The following is a 15552-nucleotide window of genomic DNA, read 5'->3' as shown; positions in this document are numbered from 1 at the left end:
ATCATCTGTAGTCACCGGCTGTATTCAGCCTACCATAACATGGCAGTCCACCACTTCGGCAGGAAGACCGAAAGCCGGATAGTGTGAGAAGTAAGGGAAACATTCTCCCTCTTGTTCCGTTGCGGTAGTGATACCCATGACTTTATTCTCCGTGTACCACTGGTCAATCAGAGCGATTTCTTCATCCGTCAGTCCGGTTGCATCCGAGTTGAACAGATAGCAGAGTGCCCATGTGGGGATGGCTTCAATGAGTGTGTCCATAGCGTTTCCTTTTAAGTTCGTTACTCCGTGAATTAGATGGGAAGCAGTCCCAGCAGTTTCTGCAGTGGAATGGAATTGATGTCCGACTTTAGGAAGTGTACTATCCATTCCGGCTCTTCAAAAAGCGGGTGCATGGGTACCACACTGAAATCGTCCCCATTGGAATAGCAGTCGATTTGTGCAAAGTTGGCGCCGTCCTTCCGGATGTGTGCATAGAAAGGAGGCATACCGCAAAAGCACTTGCGGAGACTCTCTCTGTCCCACTGCAGGGTGAGTTCGTAAACACTGCCCTTGTAGAACATCTTTTCTTTTCGGTCTTTAAGTTTGTATGCCATAGCTGAACTAATTTTTTCCCTTTGGTTTGAAGCCTTAGGGCTTCTCACTCCCGGGTGATTTTTACGATATCTCTTTTCACGAAGGGTATCAGGAACGGAAGGCAAATGTGGCAAGGGGAAAGCAGACGGAATACCCAATTTGGCACAAATTGTGGAAGGCTGCCGGCTGCTTTCTTCGCAGCCAAGCGCAGCGCCATTTGACGCCGTACCGACCCTTCGTACCTTTGTATCGGAAATTTCATCGGGAGTGCAGATGAACTGCCAAGGAATAAAAAAAAGCCCCGATGCTCACGCACCAGGACCTTCGGTTTAATATGAATTTGAACTGAAAAACTATTATCTTTTCGAAGCCGCCAAGGACAATTTCCTGAACTGCTTCAGCAATGGTTCCATTTCAAGTGATACACAGCGGGCACGTTGATCGGCTGCCTTGTTTCCTTTGTCTGCTTGAAGGGCTGCATTCTTTTGGAATGCCTCCATCTTCATCTGGAGTTGTTCGAGTAATTCATTCATAATCTTTGCATTTAGAGGTTACACTACCTAATAGATACTTATCACGGGTCTGAACTTATGCGTCTGGTCCTTCGGGGTTTCCTGAATGGTTCCCGACTGCATCGAAAAGAGCCAGGCCTTGCTGTCCTTTTGCCCTTCCACTTCGGTGGAAGTCCACAGCCAGCAGTCACCGGGCTGCAAACTGATGGGTAATCCGCCGACCGCCTCTATCCGTTGGTTGACTAGTCCAATTTGCTGATAAAGGTAAGTGAGCTGCTTCACCGAAGGAATGTAGGCGGACTGGCCGTAGCGCCATATGTCGAAAACATAAACGGCTAAGGGAGATTTTACTTCTTCGTTGCGGTACATGGCATGGGTGTTCTCGTTACCGTCTTCCTTCTCCAATGAAGCCGAGGTTTCTTGTTCGACACCCAGGTTGTCGGCAAAAGCGGCAGATGCGACTTCCCGGATGGAAACGGCATAGCCCAAAGCTTTGATCTCCGGATTCCGGTTCACATGATAGACAATGGCCACCGGTTCCTTTTGGGAGGAACTGAACTTTTCTTTGGACAGCACACTGCCATCCGAGCAGACTACGTCACCAACCTGGAGGGAAGAAGCTATGGACTTGTCTCCTTCATGGTCGCATTCTTCGCAGGAGGTGAATAGCATGGTTCCTCCTGTGAGTATAGCGCACAGTAGATGTTTTAAAATTCTCAGTTTCATAGCAGCGGTATTTCAAATGATTTGACTACAATTTCTGCCTCCTTGTCGAGGATAAACCAGTATTCCGAGTGGTAAGGCTTTCCTTTTAAGGTCTTGGCTTCAAAATCTATCTTGACCTTCCATCCGTTAAACGGCTTCGCGACCTTTTCTTTCCCTGTTTTCGCTTCTTCCATTTCTCCATAAGCTATCAAAGCCCGGAGCGTGGTCATGGCATCCAGCTGACGGGTGACCTGATCACTCATTGCGGCATCGTCCTTGTCGAGGTTCTGAAAGTAGTCCGTTTCTTCCATCAACTTGTGGCCATATTGCATCAGGTGCATGGATAATACGGCCTTCTCATGTGGATTGACATATTCCTTGCCAAATACCGAATCTGCCTTGCTGATACCCTTGATTTGGATGGACTCCGGATTATCGACGGTTACCTTCAGGGCTCTCTCTGCGATTTCCACCGCCCGTTGTTCGGGATGGTCGGAACAGCTGGCGAAGTAAAACAGTCCGCTCCAGAAGCAGACGACGGTCACCAGCAGGATAGTGAGTTTCATTCCCGGTTTCATATCTTCACAATTTGGAGTTTATCGGGAGAAAGACCGAGACGCTTGCGGTAGATGGTGCCGTCGTCGCGGTACATTTCCAGTTCGTTGGAGGTAATTTCTTTTTCACAGATTTCCTTGGCTTCTGTCAAGCTCAGCTGGTGTCCACCAATGTTGCGCCAGATGGCGAAGTTGCACGGCGCCTGCTGGTTGCTGTAATTGGAACAGTTGAAAGCGCGTGTACCCACCCGAATATCGCCACCGCAATGCGGGCATTTGCCAATGATGGACTGTATGTTGATGGCACCGTTGTCGGCCAGTTCCAGCACGGAAGGGAAAACCTTTCCCTCCTTGGAAGCAAAGCCGTCCAACAGGATAAAGCGGCGCTCCAACAGTTCGGTAATTTCTTCGTCACTCATCTTGCGGTTGCCGATAATACCGTTGATATTCAGCACACAGGTAGGCTGTTCGGCAATGTTGTTCTCACAGCGGTAGCCCTTGCAGGTCTTTACCACGTTGCCGCCACACAAGGGACAGCGACCGATTATTTTCTTTTCCATACGCTTTTGTTTTTGGATGATTTGTTTACTTTATTACTTTCTTATTTCCTTACTTTATTACTTTGTTATTAACTGATTAGTAAGTTAGTTTACCTATTTACCATTTCAGACTGTAGCCCTGGTTCCAATCCGAGATGATACCGCCGATGATGTTCTTGCCGGACATCACGTTGGCCCATCCTTCGGGATCAAGCGAGAACCAGAGGTCGTTCCATGAGAGCGTGCGCACTTGCCAGGCCAGGATAAACAGGTTGGTGTTGATGGCTTCCAGCCGGCTCACCACCTCATTGGCGATGTAGTAGCGTTCCGAAGCGTTCAGTAGGTTCACCTTGTGCTTCTCGTTCTTGCCGTCATCTCCCGTCACATCATACTTACCCGAAGTCACCAGCTGTTTCATGAAGGGAAAGAGCGCCGTCATCTGGGTGGCGGCATCCGTCAGCTCATCCGATACCATGGCCGCAATAACGGTTCCCTTCAGATTGCCGCCCACCGATTTGAGGAGCAGGCTGCAGTTCTGCGGGATTTCCTTGGCCACCAGTTCCCCGGCACGCTTAATCTGGTAGAGGTTCTGCATGGCCCCCTGCGCATTCGAAAGGTAGTCCAGCATCTTGTCTTCCACATGGTGAATCCGTTCGAGTGAAGCGGTAACAGCCACTTCCGCTGCAATGATTTTCTCCTGCGTCTTCTTGCGGTCCTTGTGGACCTTCTTCAAGGCTGCGGTCTGACCCAGTACGGCAGAAGTCAGCGCCGGGTCGGTCTGCTGGGCAAAGATCGGAGTCTTGCCTATCAATAAGCCAACAGCAGCTATTAACAAGGAGCGTTTCCATCGTCCTGCATTCATACATTTATAATTTAGGGCCTGCATTTCTGCGTTCGGCCAGATTATTCTTTCTATCCTCCTGCGAGAGCGAGGGTTTTATATCTATGGGCTTGTTGAGCAGACAATCATTCCAGTCCTTGAATGCCTTGGGTGGCAACCATTGCCCCATCTTGTAGCGGATGCTGAGTTGTTCGCTCAACTGTTCCACAAAGGAACGACCTTGCATGAGGTCAAAGGTTTTTCCCTTGGCTTCTATACGGATAACATCTTCGACTTTGTTGATTCTCATCGGAATGTCCTCCAAGAGTGACAGCATACGCAACCCGTAGATGCGACCTGCCAAATCATTGTCGAAACAATCAAACGGACGGACATTCGGGAAGCGTTTCATGACTCCTTGAACCTGACCATCGGAGAACGTACCGCCCAAGGAGACCAAAGCCGTATCGTTTTTCAACAGACTTTGATTCTGTTGGTAGAAAGCCATGGCATCGAAAGCCGACTCACAGAAGAACACGTTCCTGACTGCCTGCTGATTGCCGCCGGAGAGATCAGCCACCCATGCGGAAGAACTGGAATCACTTCCGGCAGCCTTGGATTTGTAACCACCGTACCCCCGCAGTTCGTAGCCCCGGACCTTGTCGTTCTCTCCGTTGGTATAAGGGAAGCCGATGTTGTAGCCGTCAAAGTTCTCGTTCTTCCTGTCGCGGATGAGCCGGATGAACGGAGCAAAGGTGCGTACCGTTTCATCGGACAATCCCCTTTGTTGGAAGATGGCCGGAATCTTATCGGGATTTATCGGCTTCACCTCATACCTGGAGCTGTCGAAGGTGGCATGACACCTGACTGACTGCACATACTCCCGGTCTTCGCGGTATTCAGGTTCGGGCATGTTGGCAAAGCGGGACAGCACCTTGGCTATCTTCTGCCATTCATCCTTGCCCGACACATTGAAGGCGTTCAGGTTCTCCCGGATGAATGTGACCACATCCCCCTTGGAACCGTCACGGCGGAAGAACCGCTGGGAAGCCTTGTCTTGAGGATGACATATCACAAGCGCATCCCGCTTATCCTTGCCGTCACCCAACACCAGTTCCATGTAGCGGCCCACACCGGCCTTGCGGTCCAGGCGGTACCCGAGCGCATAGGCTACATCGTCGATGCCTACCTTAGCTTTGAGGTCCTTGAAGTTTACCTTGTAATCAGTCATGGTATTGATTGTGTGATTAGATACTCATTTTCGCTCCCACAGCCTGCGTACGTTTGAGATTGGCTATCTCCGGCTCAAATGTCTTGTGCGCCGTCATGTTCAGGAAGGCTGCCTTGTCCTTGTAGTCCGTCAGCTGGAAGTAGGTCTTGGCCGTATCTTTCGATACCTTCTTCAAGCCTAACTCCACACCGTCATACGAAGCACGGATGGCATAGTCGCCATTCCTTGTCTTCACGATGGCCGCATTCTTGAACGGCACTTCTTCGCCTTCGCCCAACGGGGCAAACGGGTCGTTCTTCGTCAGGTAAGGCTGCTCGTTGAGTGCCAGCCGCTGCTTGTCCACATGGTCCAGAATCAGGTCCGAAGCCTTGTTCACGTCCGCCATGACGGAAACGATGAACTTGGGTTCCTGCTTCAATACCCCAATCCAGGAATCCAAATAAGCTGCGGAATTGTCCGTCACTTTCATGTCAAAGCCCATCGAATGGCTGATCATGGCAGCGGTCAGTTCGGCTACCAGTTCTTCCTTGGCGTATTTCAGGTCTCCGAAGCGTCCGCCCATCTCGCGGTTGAGCCGTTCGGGAGTCATGGTGGAGTGCGTCATCTCGTGCAGCATGGTGGAATAAAATTCCATGCCACCCCGGTAGATTTCCTCGGGGGTATTGCCGATGTTGAACTGCTCCTTCATAGGCAGTACCACGATATCGCGAGCCGGAGAATAGTAGGCACCGTCCTCACGTTTGTTCGCCTGTATGGGACAGAGCCAGCCTTGCGTCTCAATCATCCGGTCGAGGGCGGCATGGGCATACATGCCTTCCTTATCCCGAAGTTCGGGCACCTTGAACTTCTCCATGAGTTTCTGCACCCGTTCGGGCTGCACCTCTGCCAGGTTGGTCTGGTCGATGTTATATACGGGGAAGGCCTTGAAGAAGGGAATGACATCCATGCCTTTCTTCTCCTCCTTGCTCATGGCCTTATACTCATCCGAACTGACCTTATGGCCGTTCTTGTCCTTGGCCAGCACGTCCCAATAGACCACCGGAAAAGCCTTTTCACCTTTCAGTATATGGGCCTTCAAGTTGTGCGCCTGCTTGAAGGTGAGGTACACCGGTAGTTGGTAGCCCTGCGCTGCGGTCTGCAGCTGGAGGAAGAAGGAGTTGGAACCCGAGTAGTTGCGGCCTCCCACGTTCTGCGGGAGACCTGCAAATCCGGATGCGCCGCCAATCCAGCATTTCTTCCATTCGGAAGCCTTCATCTGCTCCATGCGGGCTATCATCATTTCGGCAAAGCGGTCGATGGCTACCTGTCCGGCATTGCCTGATGTGTTAGTTCCATACGCCATAGCTTTCGTCATCCATTACCTGACGGTCCATCCGGTCAATGTCCGTCTGTTCGACATAAAACTCTGCGGATTCATCCGAAGGATCCGTGCCGTGGGTCTGGCACCATTCCAGATAGTCCTCTGCATTATCGCCGTCCATCACAAAGCGGAGGAAGCCGATTTTACCAGCCTGAAGGAGTTCCACCAACTCCTCGTGTGTCTTTTTAGCTGTCATATCTTTTCGTCTTTTATTGTTTCTTGAATATTCGTTTGTTTCTCTTGATTTTGTTACATTTTCATGGAAGCCGACTTCTCCAGTTTGTTGGTCACGGCTGAAAGCATACCTGTGATTTCCGTATTGAGGTACTTGGCTGCAATCTGTTCACGGGTAGCGGTCTTGGCTTTGAAGAGCGAGTAGCCGTCGTCGAAGGAGATTTCATGCTTGCTGGTCTTGCCCTTGTCGCCCAGGTCCATCGACACCTTCCATTTGTTGTCGGAGTGGTCCTTGGCCACACGGACTCCCTTGGGGTCCACTCCCTCGGGAAGCTGGTACTTCTCGTAGGCTGACTGCAGATGCAGGCGCTCCCCAAAGTTCTTTTCCACAAGTTGTGTGGGACTGACCACCCGGTCGAAGTAGGCATCCAGGTCCTCACGGGATGCCACGGCCGACATCTTGGTGTCGCCCATCTGCACATAGAACTTATACTTGCTGTAGTCCGGGCGCTGTTCATCCTTTTCCTTATAGACATTGAACTTGTCGATGGTGATGGCACCATCAGGGCCAGACAATTGCTTCGGCATTTGGTACGCTTCTTCCGATACCTTCGGCATGAGCTTGGTCGGATAATACCTCTCCATCAGCTGGGGCACCGTCATTTCCTTCTTTTGGTAAGCGGCCAAATCCGCAGCGTCCATCTTCTGTGGCTTCAGCTGTACGCCGTCAATCTTGGCGGTGAAGTACCAGTCCGCCGGGTTGATGGTGCTCTGGAAGGCATGGCCGTGGCTGACTTTCTCGCCGTTGGCGGTAATCATCTGCGGTTCGCGTGGCTTGCGTTCCTGCTTGGCTTCCGCTTTCTGCTCGGTTGCTTGTTCACTCTTCATTTCCTTGGCAGGTTTTTCCTCCACTGCACTTTTCACAGTCTTGGTAGGCTCTTCCTGCACAGCCTGTTCTTTCTTCTTTTTCGCCATAGTATTCTTGTTAGAGGTGTTCGTTTCTTTCAATTCTTTCCCGGTCTTCTCTCTGGGCTTCTTCATCAATTTCGGCTGGTCTATCGCCTCGCAGATGGCGACCCGCTGACCAGAGCGAATCAGCTTGGGCAGATGCTTGTCCAGTTCATGACGGGGAAAGGTCAGGAGCTTGATGGGGTCATTTTCCAGCGGCAGAATCTTGTCTGATACCTTCAGCGCCAGTATCACCGATGCTTTGAGTGCATCCTCCTTGTACATTTCGTAGAAGTCGCCCTTGCGGAAAAGCAGCACCGCATCGGGATGTTTCTTCTTCAATTCGTTGAACTGCTGGACAAAACCGGCATCCTTCTCTGCATTCTTCTTGACCATAGGGAAAAGGATTTAGAGTTTGAGACCTTGGGATTTTTCTGTTTTGGGCGCATGGAGTTTCAAGGCTCTTTCCTGTGACTGTTTGTCCACCACCTGCTGGTATTCCCAGCGGTTCTTGTCTGTCATCACCAGTCCCAGGTACTCGGGATGCTGCTCGTCGTAGCGGAGCTTCTGCTGTCGTTCCCACTCTTTCATGTCGCCCTGAATGACCTTGAAGCCCTGGGGCTCTTTCAAGTCCACACCGACCGACACTTTCTCGCCGCCTACATTCAGCTCAATGGGTTTTCCCTCGCGTACCTGCTGCTTTTGCTGCATGCCCAGTTCGATGTCGTTGACCTTTTCCATGTCCTTGAGCTTCTGTTCCAGCTGAACGTCTGTAACCCTGCGATGGAAGATTGATTTGGTTTCGGGATCGAGTTGCAGATACTGCTGGGTCTTTTCGCCGTTGACTTCCACGGCTTTCTGGATGACCTCACCCTTGTTGAGCCTTTCGGCTTCCTGTTCCGTGAGGCGCAACACCTGGTTGTGTTCCTTTTCCAGTACGGCACGGACGGGATAAGCCATAAGCGCCGGATTACCTTGCTGGTCGGTGGTCAGCTGAAGTTTGAGGGGAAGCGTGATGATGTCTCCGTTACGGGCACTGATGGACACCTGCATGAGCGGGGTGACCTCTCCAGATGCCAGTTTCTCCTTCACTTCCTGAGGGAGGCTTTCGGCCTTTTCCCGGTCAATGCCCAATGCCGCCAACTTCTCGTAGGGCAGCCTTTCAGAATGATTGATGTTGTGCATTTTCGTATTGTTTAAGTAAAACGATATATTTGCGGTCGGAACCGCCTTGAACACCCGCAAAAGTATTGTCAACCCTATCATTGAAAAGAAATGCACAACATCATTCTTTGCGCCGCGTTGCTGATTCTTGGTTCCGTTTCGGCATCGGCACAGTTCTATACGATTACAAAAGAGACGGAAATCCGTCCTGAAAAGAAGCAAAAAGTGCCTCCTGATACCTTACAGAGGGGTTTGGTCGCTTTTGAGTCTTGCAAAAAGGCAGAAAAGGATAGTTTATGTACATTAGCGCCCACAAGGGGCTATAAAGGACAAAGTGACCAAAAAAGTTACAATAAAACGTCCCCAAAATTAGTGCGAACAAAAGAAGTCAAAGCAGAAACTAAAACGCTGCCAGCACTGACCATACTCAATCTTTATCAGGAAATCATCCGCAATGGCATCCGGCATCCAAAGATAGTACTGGCACAAGCCATCCTCGAAACGGGCTGGTTCCGTTCACCGCTCTGCCGAAACCGACATAACCTGTTCGGACTTACGAATCCAAAAACCGGAAAGTACTATGAGTTCAACCATTGGACGGAAAGTGTCCGGGCCTACTATACCAAAGTCCAATACAAATACACTGGCGGCAATTATTTGTTATGGTTGCATAAGATTGGCTATGCGGAAGATCCAAGGTATGTGCGTGAAGTGATTCGGATATTATACCAATTGTAACTAAAATCTCATACTTTCATTAGAAAACGGATGAGAATAAAATACTTACCTACCGCTAAACAAGCAAACTGCGCAGAGAATAATTAATAAAAGAATCTCTACCTTCAAAAAGGATATAGAAAAAGTCAAATGGGAAATGTTGAATAATCAAAAGGAAAAACGTACTTTTGCATTAATCTTTAATCAAATAACTATGAGTATAGACATTAATGAATTCCAGAAGAAAATAACTAATGCATCTCCGCTTGAAATACCTTCTCTATTGATGCAGCTAGAACAATACGATTGTGAAACAGCAGAAGAAATGCTTAATCGTATCAACACAGATTTTCAGAAAGAAGAACTAATTGATAATGTTGTAACACCTGTTATGACATCAATCGTTGATGCTTTATTGATGCTGCCTATGTTTAAAGGAATAACACAAAAAATCGGTCTTAATGCAAACCGAGTAATGATAGAATGTAATTCCTTTAATTATGATGGCCTAGGCATTTATTTATTACCTGACACCTATGTAGAAAAGCATAATCAAGATTTGATAAACAAACAATGGAGTGATGAAAATCGTTCTACCTATGATCGCTCAACTTATCAAAATACAAGCGAAATGGGACGATATAAAAATGAAAAAATAAAAGAAGCAGGAACACGTAAGAATTTAACAGATGAATATACTGGAGAAAATAACATTACTGCAAAAAAAGCAACCCTGATTTAAGAAGAAATGACCAAAAAAATTTGTATAACGCAGAAACTGATCATATTGTACCCTTGAAACAGATTTTTAACCAATTACAAAACAATATGGGACTTAGTGATGGCGATATAAAAAGAATTGCCAACTCAGAAAAAAATCTTGCCGTTACAGGACGAAGAATCAATAATCCCAAAAGGGAAATGTCCAATAGCGAATTTATAAAACAACAAGAGGTTTTAAAGTCTCAAGGTAAAGAATATATTGACTTAACACCAGAACAAAAAGCTAACATGATTAAAATGGAGCAAAATGCACAAAAGGCTATAGAAAATGGTGTTAATAATGCCGTTATAAAAAATTTATTGGGCCAAGGACAGGCTGATAGAGAGATACGAAAGGAGGCATTTAATAAGAAAGAAAATGAGTTAGGTCGTAAGTTGACACAAGAGGAAAGAAATATAATTGATAAAGAATTAGCAAAAGATAAAGCATATGATATCCACCGCACAAATATAAAAAGTGCAGGTAAACAGACCCTAATGTACACTATGGGATCTGCTATATTATTCATGATTAAACCTCTTTTCTATGAAATGAAAGATTCCATTATTTACGGATTTAAAGAGGGCGTTAATGCTGAATCATTTAAAAGAGCATTCTCTATTCGATTTAGTAGAGTAAAAGAATATGTATGGTCACAGATGACTAATTTTGGGAATGTGTGTTCCTCCATCATGAGCACGCTCAAAACACTCATTTCTACAATAATAGAAGGTATCATAGGTATGTTTGTAGGGATTTTTAAGCAAGCATTTAGAATAATCAAGGAAGGAATTAAGATTATGACACAATCATACAATGTCCTCTTCGGAAGCAATGCTAAAACATCAACACCTGCTGAAAAAGGAGATGCCATTCTCAAAATATTCGGAGCAAGCGCTGCTGCATTGTGCGGAATATGGATAGATTCCATGCTCGAAAAAACTCCAATTATACCAGAGAGTTTACGAGGTGTTATTTCAACATTACTATCTGGATTGGCCTCGATGCTTGTATTTTATCTCTTAGACAAAGCAGATATTTTCAATGTCAAAGCCGACAGAAGAAACGCGAGAATTAAGGAGTTGTTTGAAGAGAGAATAAATGAAATTCGACAAGCCACGCAAAGTATGAACGAAGCTGTCATAGAAAAAATGAGGCAATCCACACTTGAATCACGCCTGATTTTAGATCGTTTTTCAAAATCAATGGAAAAATCTGATTTTACAGATGCCAGCTACGAAGTTCTTGCCCTTGCAAAAAACTTAAACATAGTTTTGGACTATAATAACTTTAGCGAGTTTAAAAATGAGAATAATAATGGAACTATAAATTGGAACATGTAATGAATACAACAAACCCTGCCATTAGGAACATTATCAGTGATACCGTTTCTGCTTCTTATACATCTACGTTAATTTTAGATACGAAAAGTATTGGACTAGTATCAAAATACGGAAACAATGAAGAGGAGCTCAGGAAAGACAGACAATTCCAAAAAATGTCAGATCAAGAGCAAGCATGGATTTTGACAACCATGGGCACAGGCGCAATAGCGGTAAACTATTTTGTCGATATGCCAAGTCAAATTTTAGGAGCTATATGGGAATTTGTTTCTGATATAGTATTTCCAGGAAAGAGACTTGCTAGAACAAAAGAAAATATTGTGAACTATATTAATACAGCCAAGAATGAATACAATAACTATGTTATTAAACATGAGCAATTTATATATGATGTTCAGGCACAAATAGACACTATCAATAAACGCAAGCCTATAATGAAAGACTATATACTTAAGAAAGTAGCTCTTAAACTATGCAAACTAGGGATAAATAGTCAGCTTGAAGATTACCCTATGGAGTCTATTGACATGAGGGCTTTCATATTAAATAAAGAGTTCAATTTCATTACTAAAGAATTCGATTCAATAAACAATGACCTATATACAAAAGTATTGGAAAATATGCCAATCATACCCGTATTCCCAGCATATCTAGTAACACCATTTCTTGTCAAACAAAAAATAAATGAACTTGAAAATAAATTCTCAGATATTCAAAATAAGACAAATCTAGTTTTTGAAAAAATGAAAAGCGACAATAGTAAAATTGAAAATCTTTCTATTGCTTTGAACAACATAGCAAAGGTGTATACTGATGTAAACGAAAAGTTTATTCCTGCTATAGAACAAATTCTTGATATAATATCTGTAACCTATAAAAACAATATTAATACAATACCAGAAAATCTTTTATTTTTACTGCGAACCTCAACAGCTCTTTTAAAAGAGTTAGCCGAACGTCGAATAATTCCCCAAAACATTTCAAAAGTTCAGATAGATTCTGTTATAGAAGCAAGTAATGATATTTCTGTATCATATGAAAAATTAAGAAAAGAATTTATGAAGGCTGCATAACAAGGATAAAAAACAGATGCACCGGATAGAACGCATAAAACCCATACTTCGCCACCTTGCCATGGATGAACCCTCTAGTCCCATCATAACAAGCAATCACCAGGTATGCCAGCAAAGCGCCGACTATCCCATAGTGCATCATGAGTAGAAAGGCACAGAATAGCTGCGCCTTTCTACCAGAGGGAAAAGAAAGATTGCTGACATTCCCGAACAGGTAGAACACCACCATCATCAGAATCCCTCGCCACTCATAGTCCACACCGGACCAAGTGGCGAAGCCAGCTATAGAAAGTATGACAGTCCCACAGAGGATGCCATCCTTTTTTAATGCCTCAAAAGATGCCAGTGCCATTACACCCAGTGCCAGCGTAAAGAGCACATTGTGCGTCCCGTCTGCGCCATTCAGCAGGTACCAGGGCACCTCGCTGACTACGGCAAATCCCAGCAGCTGTAGGAAATACTTCATCCGGTTTCGGGTATGCCGGAAGCCTTCTGCTATGAGGAAGGCGAACACTGGAAAGGCGATGCGACCAAAGCAGCGCATGACCTCGTAAAGGAGTGTTCCGTGCTCCATCAAGTAGTAGGCACCGTGGTCTGCCACCATCGAAAGGACGGCGATGATCTTCAGTGCGCTACCACTCAATCGAATTGAAGTATTGGTGGAATAATATATATTCATTTCACTGTTTTACAATGTACTACGTTATTCTATAAAGGTGTTACTTCAAGGTGCTTATGCCATACCCAGCAGTTCCTTGACCATCTTGTCCACCTCCTCGTTCACCCGCTTGAAGTTGCGGTTCAGCATGATTTCCTTCTCGCGGTCGTTCTTGAACTCATAGATTTTCGGCAGCGGTACATAGTGGTTCTCTTCGTCCTTAATCTTCTTCATGTCGAAGTGCGTCTTGCAGAAGTACTTCGTGGTCTTGAACTCCTCCGACTGCTCGATGTCGAAGTGGTTCAGCATGCTGTCGTCCGTAGCCGTGAAGTCACGGGCAGCCTGGCCTGCCAGCCAGCCGGTTGCCATATCCGCTATCTTGGCAGCAGGCACCAGGTAGTCCATCTTCTCAGAGATGGTGGTCGATACCTTGTTGTCGTTGATGGAGATGGACCGGGAAGTCTGCTTCGCCTTGCCGAACACATCATTCTGCGCCCATTCCAGCGTTTCCTTGTTACGGGCAGCACCCATGAAGATGTTGCCGCAGGTCGTGATAATCTTCTGCATACCCACCTTGCCATAGTCCGCTTCAAGCTGCGGCAGCTCCTGAAAACCCAGGGTCACTGCCACCTTGTTGGAGCGAGCCGTACCTATCAAGCGGTCTATCTTATGGAAGTAGAGTGTAGGCAGCTCATCCACGATGATGCTCACCGGGATATTTCCCTTGGAATTGACTCGGGTAATCAGTCGGTTCAGCACCAGTGCATTCAAGGAGCCAATGACCTGTTCCTTCTCCGGGTCGTTGGCAATCACCAGATAGCTCGGATTTGCCTTGTCCGAAATCTTCAAGTCGAAGTCATCTCCCGTAAACACCCAGTAGGCTTCCGGAGATACCAGTCTGGCTGCATTCACACGAAGGGTACCCACCATACCTTCCAACTGGTCGTTCGCCTTGTTCTCGTAGGCACTCTTAAAGGGCGCCATGAGGGAAGCAATCTTGTCGTCCTGCATCAGAATGTTGAACACCTGGTCGTAGGACCTGCCTAAGAAGGACAGCACATGTGGCATATCCGAATATTCCCCGGTGATGGTGTCCGGCTCCACTTCCTTGCCTTTATCATCTTCGTACCAGCAGCGTTCTATGTGAACTCGTTTACCCGTCCGGTCCAAATACGAGAAGCCGTTTAAATCCACAAACATCCGGTCTTCATCCGTTGACACGTCGTTGCCGTTTTTGTCCACAAAGTCCAGGATGATGTTGCCCTTTGCATCGAGGGCATGGTAATCGTCCCAATTCCGTATCACCAATTCCAGTTTATTTCCCTCGGGTATGACCACTTCGGAGTCTGGTGCCAGGGAAACATAGCGTTTCAGCTTCTTGCCATTCTTGAAGCCTACCGGATGGAAGTTCACAAAGAAATAGATGATGGCTGCCAAAAAGTTCTCTGCCGAATTGGTAAAAAACGCCTCCGAACCGCCTTTCTTTTCACCGCCTCCCTTGTTCAGGGAAGCCAGCAAAGTAGCAGCGGTTTCCGATGCTGCCGCCAGGTCCGGAATATACTTGCGCTGAATCGGATTGATGCGGTCGGAATACTCCACATCCGTGAAGTTGATGATGCGAAAGCCGCAGTTTTGCGGCAGTTTACCTGCCTTGCGGTTCTTACAATACTGATAGAAAAGTGTCTTGGCCAACGTCGGGAACTTGAAATCGTAGCACATGATAGCAAATCCCTTGGCAGCGTGCTGACGGATAAAAGGATCGATGATACCGAACGACTTACCCGAACCCGGTGTACCCAGCACAATCGTCCCACGGAAAGGATTGATGATGTTGATCCAGCCTTTGTGCATCTTCTGCTTCCAGTAGTAAATCATCGGGATGTTCACCGAATAGTCATTGGCTACCAGAGTTTCTGATTGCTGGAACGATTCGTTCTCGAAGTTGAAGCGGTCTTCACCCACCTTGTAGTTGTAGTACTTGGCAATACCGTCCAGCCCCTGATGCACCAGCATGGTACCTACGACCGAGCAGAGTGTATAAAGGATGCGGTTGGCCGGGAAGCCAAACCAGCTTATACCGATATTCATGCCGTGAAAGATAAAACACATGCCGACCAATGTCAATCCCGCCAGCACCGGATAGATGACCATCGTCTTCACGTTGAACTTCAGCGCCTTCTTCGCCTTTGTTCCGATACAGACCACACAGATGCAGATCAGCTCAGCCACCTTGCAGCCCGATACGGAATTGAACACCTTGAAGCGTGCCAGAAGGTCCAGAATAAACTGCGTGACACGGTTATCCGCTGTAATGGGAAGATTCATCACAATCTCGATGATGAGAAAGATGTAGATGCAACTGCGGAAGTAGTTGTACATCTGTTGCTGTTCCCGGGTTTCTTCGAATGCCATAAG

The 15552-nt window shown here is 46.8% G+C and carries 18 protein-coding genes; 4 read left to right on the top strand and 14 right to left on the bottom strand.

The genetic code is table 11. The annotated features are described in order from the left end of the window. Window positions 1-24: 24 nt before the first annotated feature. The 12 genes from BVU_RS17085 to BVU_RS17030 form a co-directional block, all read right to left on the bottom strand. On the bottom strand, window positions 25-261 hold the full coding sequence (locus tag BVU_RS17085) for a DUF6926 domain-containing protein (RefSeq protein WP_007757507.1): 237 nt from the start codon (window positions 259-261) through the stop codon (window positions 25-27). 32 nt (window positions 262-293) lie between these two features. Next, entirely contained in the window at window positions 294-596 is a 303-nt protein-coding gene (locus BVU_RS17080; RefSeq protein ID WP_012055679.1) for a hypothetical protein, read from the bottom strand. A 336-nt stretch (window positions 597-932) separates the two neighbouring features. After that, entirely contained in the window at window positions 933-1109 is a 177-nt protein-coding gene (locus BVU_RS17075) for a histone H1 (protein ID WP_012055677.1), read from the bottom strand. 27 nt (window positions 1110-1136) lie between these two features. Next, entirely contained in the window at window positions 1137-1814 is a 678-nt protein-coding gene (locus BVU_RS17070) for a hypothetical protein (protein WP_012055676.1), read from the bottom strand. Next, window positions 1811-2371: a hypothetical protein gene (locus tag BVU_RS17065; RefSeq protein ID WP_012055675.1), complete on the bottom strand. Its 561-nt coding sequence runs from the start codon at window positions 2369-2371 to the stop codon at window positions 1811-1813. The genes BVU_RS17070 and BVU_RS17065 overlap by 4 nt, the downstream gene beginning before the upstream one ends. After that, the gene (locus tag BVU_RS17060) at window positions 2368-2907 is read right to left on the bottom strand and encodes a topoisomerase C-terminal repeat-containing protein (protein WP_012055674.1); all 540 of its coding nucleotides are present in this window, start codon (window positions 2905-2907) and stop codon (window positions 2368-2370) included. The genes BVU_RS17065 and BVU_RS17060 overlap by 4 nt, the downstream gene beginning before the upstream one ends. 97 nt (window positions 2908-3004) lie before the next feature. After that, complete coding sequence (locus BVU_RS17055) at window positions 3005-3748, bottom strand: hypothetical protein (RefSeq protein ID WP_012055673.1); 744 nt, start codon at window positions 3746-3748, stop codon at window positions 3005-3007. A gap of 4 nt (window positions 3749-3752) precedes the next feature. Beyond that, on the bottom strand, window positions 3753-4937 hold the full coding sequence (locus BVU_RS17050; RefSeq protein WP_012055672.1) for a DUF3991 and TOPRIM domain-containing protein: 1185 nt from the start codon (window positions 4935-4937) through the stop codon (window positions 3753-3755). Between the two features lie 16 nt (window positions 4938-4953). Next, window positions 4954-6279, bottom strand: a complete 1326-nt coding sequence (locus tag BVU_RS17045) for an ArdC family protein (RefSeq protein ID WP_012055671.1) — start codon at window positions 6277-6279, stop codon at window positions 4954-4956. After that, the gene (locus BVU_RS17040; RefSeq protein WP_041174480.1) at window positions 6263-6493 is read right to left on the bottom strand and encodes a hypothetical protein; all 231 of its coding nucleotides are present in this window, start codon (window positions 6491-6493) and stop codon (window positions 6263-6265) included. The genes BVU_RS17045 and BVU_RS17040 overlap by 17 nt, the downstream gene beginning before the upstream one ends. Before the next feature lie 53 nt (window positions 6494-6546). Then, on the bottom strand, window positions 6547-7815 hold the full coding sequence (locus BVU_RS17035; protein ID WP_012055670.1) for a DNA mismatch repair protein MutS: 1269 nt from the start codon (window positions 7813-7815) through the stop codon (window positions 6547-6549). Between the two features lie 12 nt (window positions 7816-7827). Next, window positions 7828-8604 (bottom strand): DUF4099 domain-containing protein, encoded by a 777-nt coding sequence (locus tag BVU_RS17030; protein WP_041174575.1) that lies wholly within the window; start codon window positions 8602-8604, stop codon window positions 7828-7830. A 90-nt stretch (window positions 8605-8694) separates the two neighbouring features. Here BVU_RS17030 and BVU_RS17025 point away from each other — a divergent pair, with 90 nt between their 5' ends. From BVU_RS17025 to BVU_RS17015, 4 genes are all read left to right on the top strand, one after another. Next, window positions 8695-9321 (top strand): glucosaminidase domain-containing protein, encoded by a 627-nt coding sequence (locus BVU_RS17025; RefSeq protein WP_041174479.1) that lies wholly within the window; start codon window positions 8695-8697, stop codon window positions 9319-9321. Between the two features lie 193 nt (window positions 9322-9514). Beyond that, window positions 9515-10042 (top strand): hypothetical protein, encoded by a 528-nt coding sequence (locus tag BVU_RS21085; protein ID WP_012055668.1) that lies wholly within the window; start codon window positions 9515-9517, stop codon window positions 10040-10042. Window positions 10043-10128: 86 nt separating this feature from the next. Then, window positions 10129-11406, top strand: coding sequence for a hypothetical protein (locus BVU_RS17020; protein WP_143707635.1), 1278 nt, complete (start codon window positions 10129-10131; stop codon window positions 11404-11406). Next, a complete protein-coding gene (locus BVU_RS17015; RefSeq protein ID WP_012055666.1) occupies window positions 11406-12479 on the top strand; it encodes a hypothetical protein in 1074 nt (357 codons plus the stop codon). The genes BVU_RS17020 and BVU_RS17015 overlap by 1 nt, the downstream gene beginning before the upstream one ends. On the opposite strand, the gene BVU_RS17010 is transcribed toward BVU_RS17015, so the two are convergent. Together BVU_RS17010 and BVU_RS17005 are read right to left on the bottom strand one after the other, a co-directional pair. Next, window positions 12463-13158: a TraX family protein gene (locus BVU_RS17010; protein ID WP_012055665.1), complete on the bottom strand. Its 696-nt coding sequence runs from the start codon at window positions 13156-13158 to the stop codon at window positions 12463-12465. The two genes, BVU_RS17015 and BVU_RS17010, sit on opposite strands and share 17 nt — an antisense overlap. Window positions 13159-13212: 54 nt before the next feature. Next, window positions 13213-15549: a type IV secretory system conjugative DNA transfer family protein gene (locus BVU_RS17005; RefSeq protein ID WP_012055664.1), complete on the bottom strand. Its 2337-nt coding sequence runs from the start codon at window positions 15547-15549 to the stop codon at window positions 13213-13215. Window positions 15550-15552: the final 3 nt, after the last annotated feature.

Origin of the sequence: Phocaeicola vulgatus ATCC 8482, assembly GCF_000012825.1 — a bacterium.
GTDB classification, from domain to species: domain Bacteria; phylum Bacteroidota; class Bacteroidia; order Bacteroidales; family Bacteroidaceae; genus Phocaeicola; species Phocaeicola vulgatus.
Note: the sequence above shows the minus strand (reverse complement) of the source record. Positions and strands in the feature narration are given on the sequence as shown.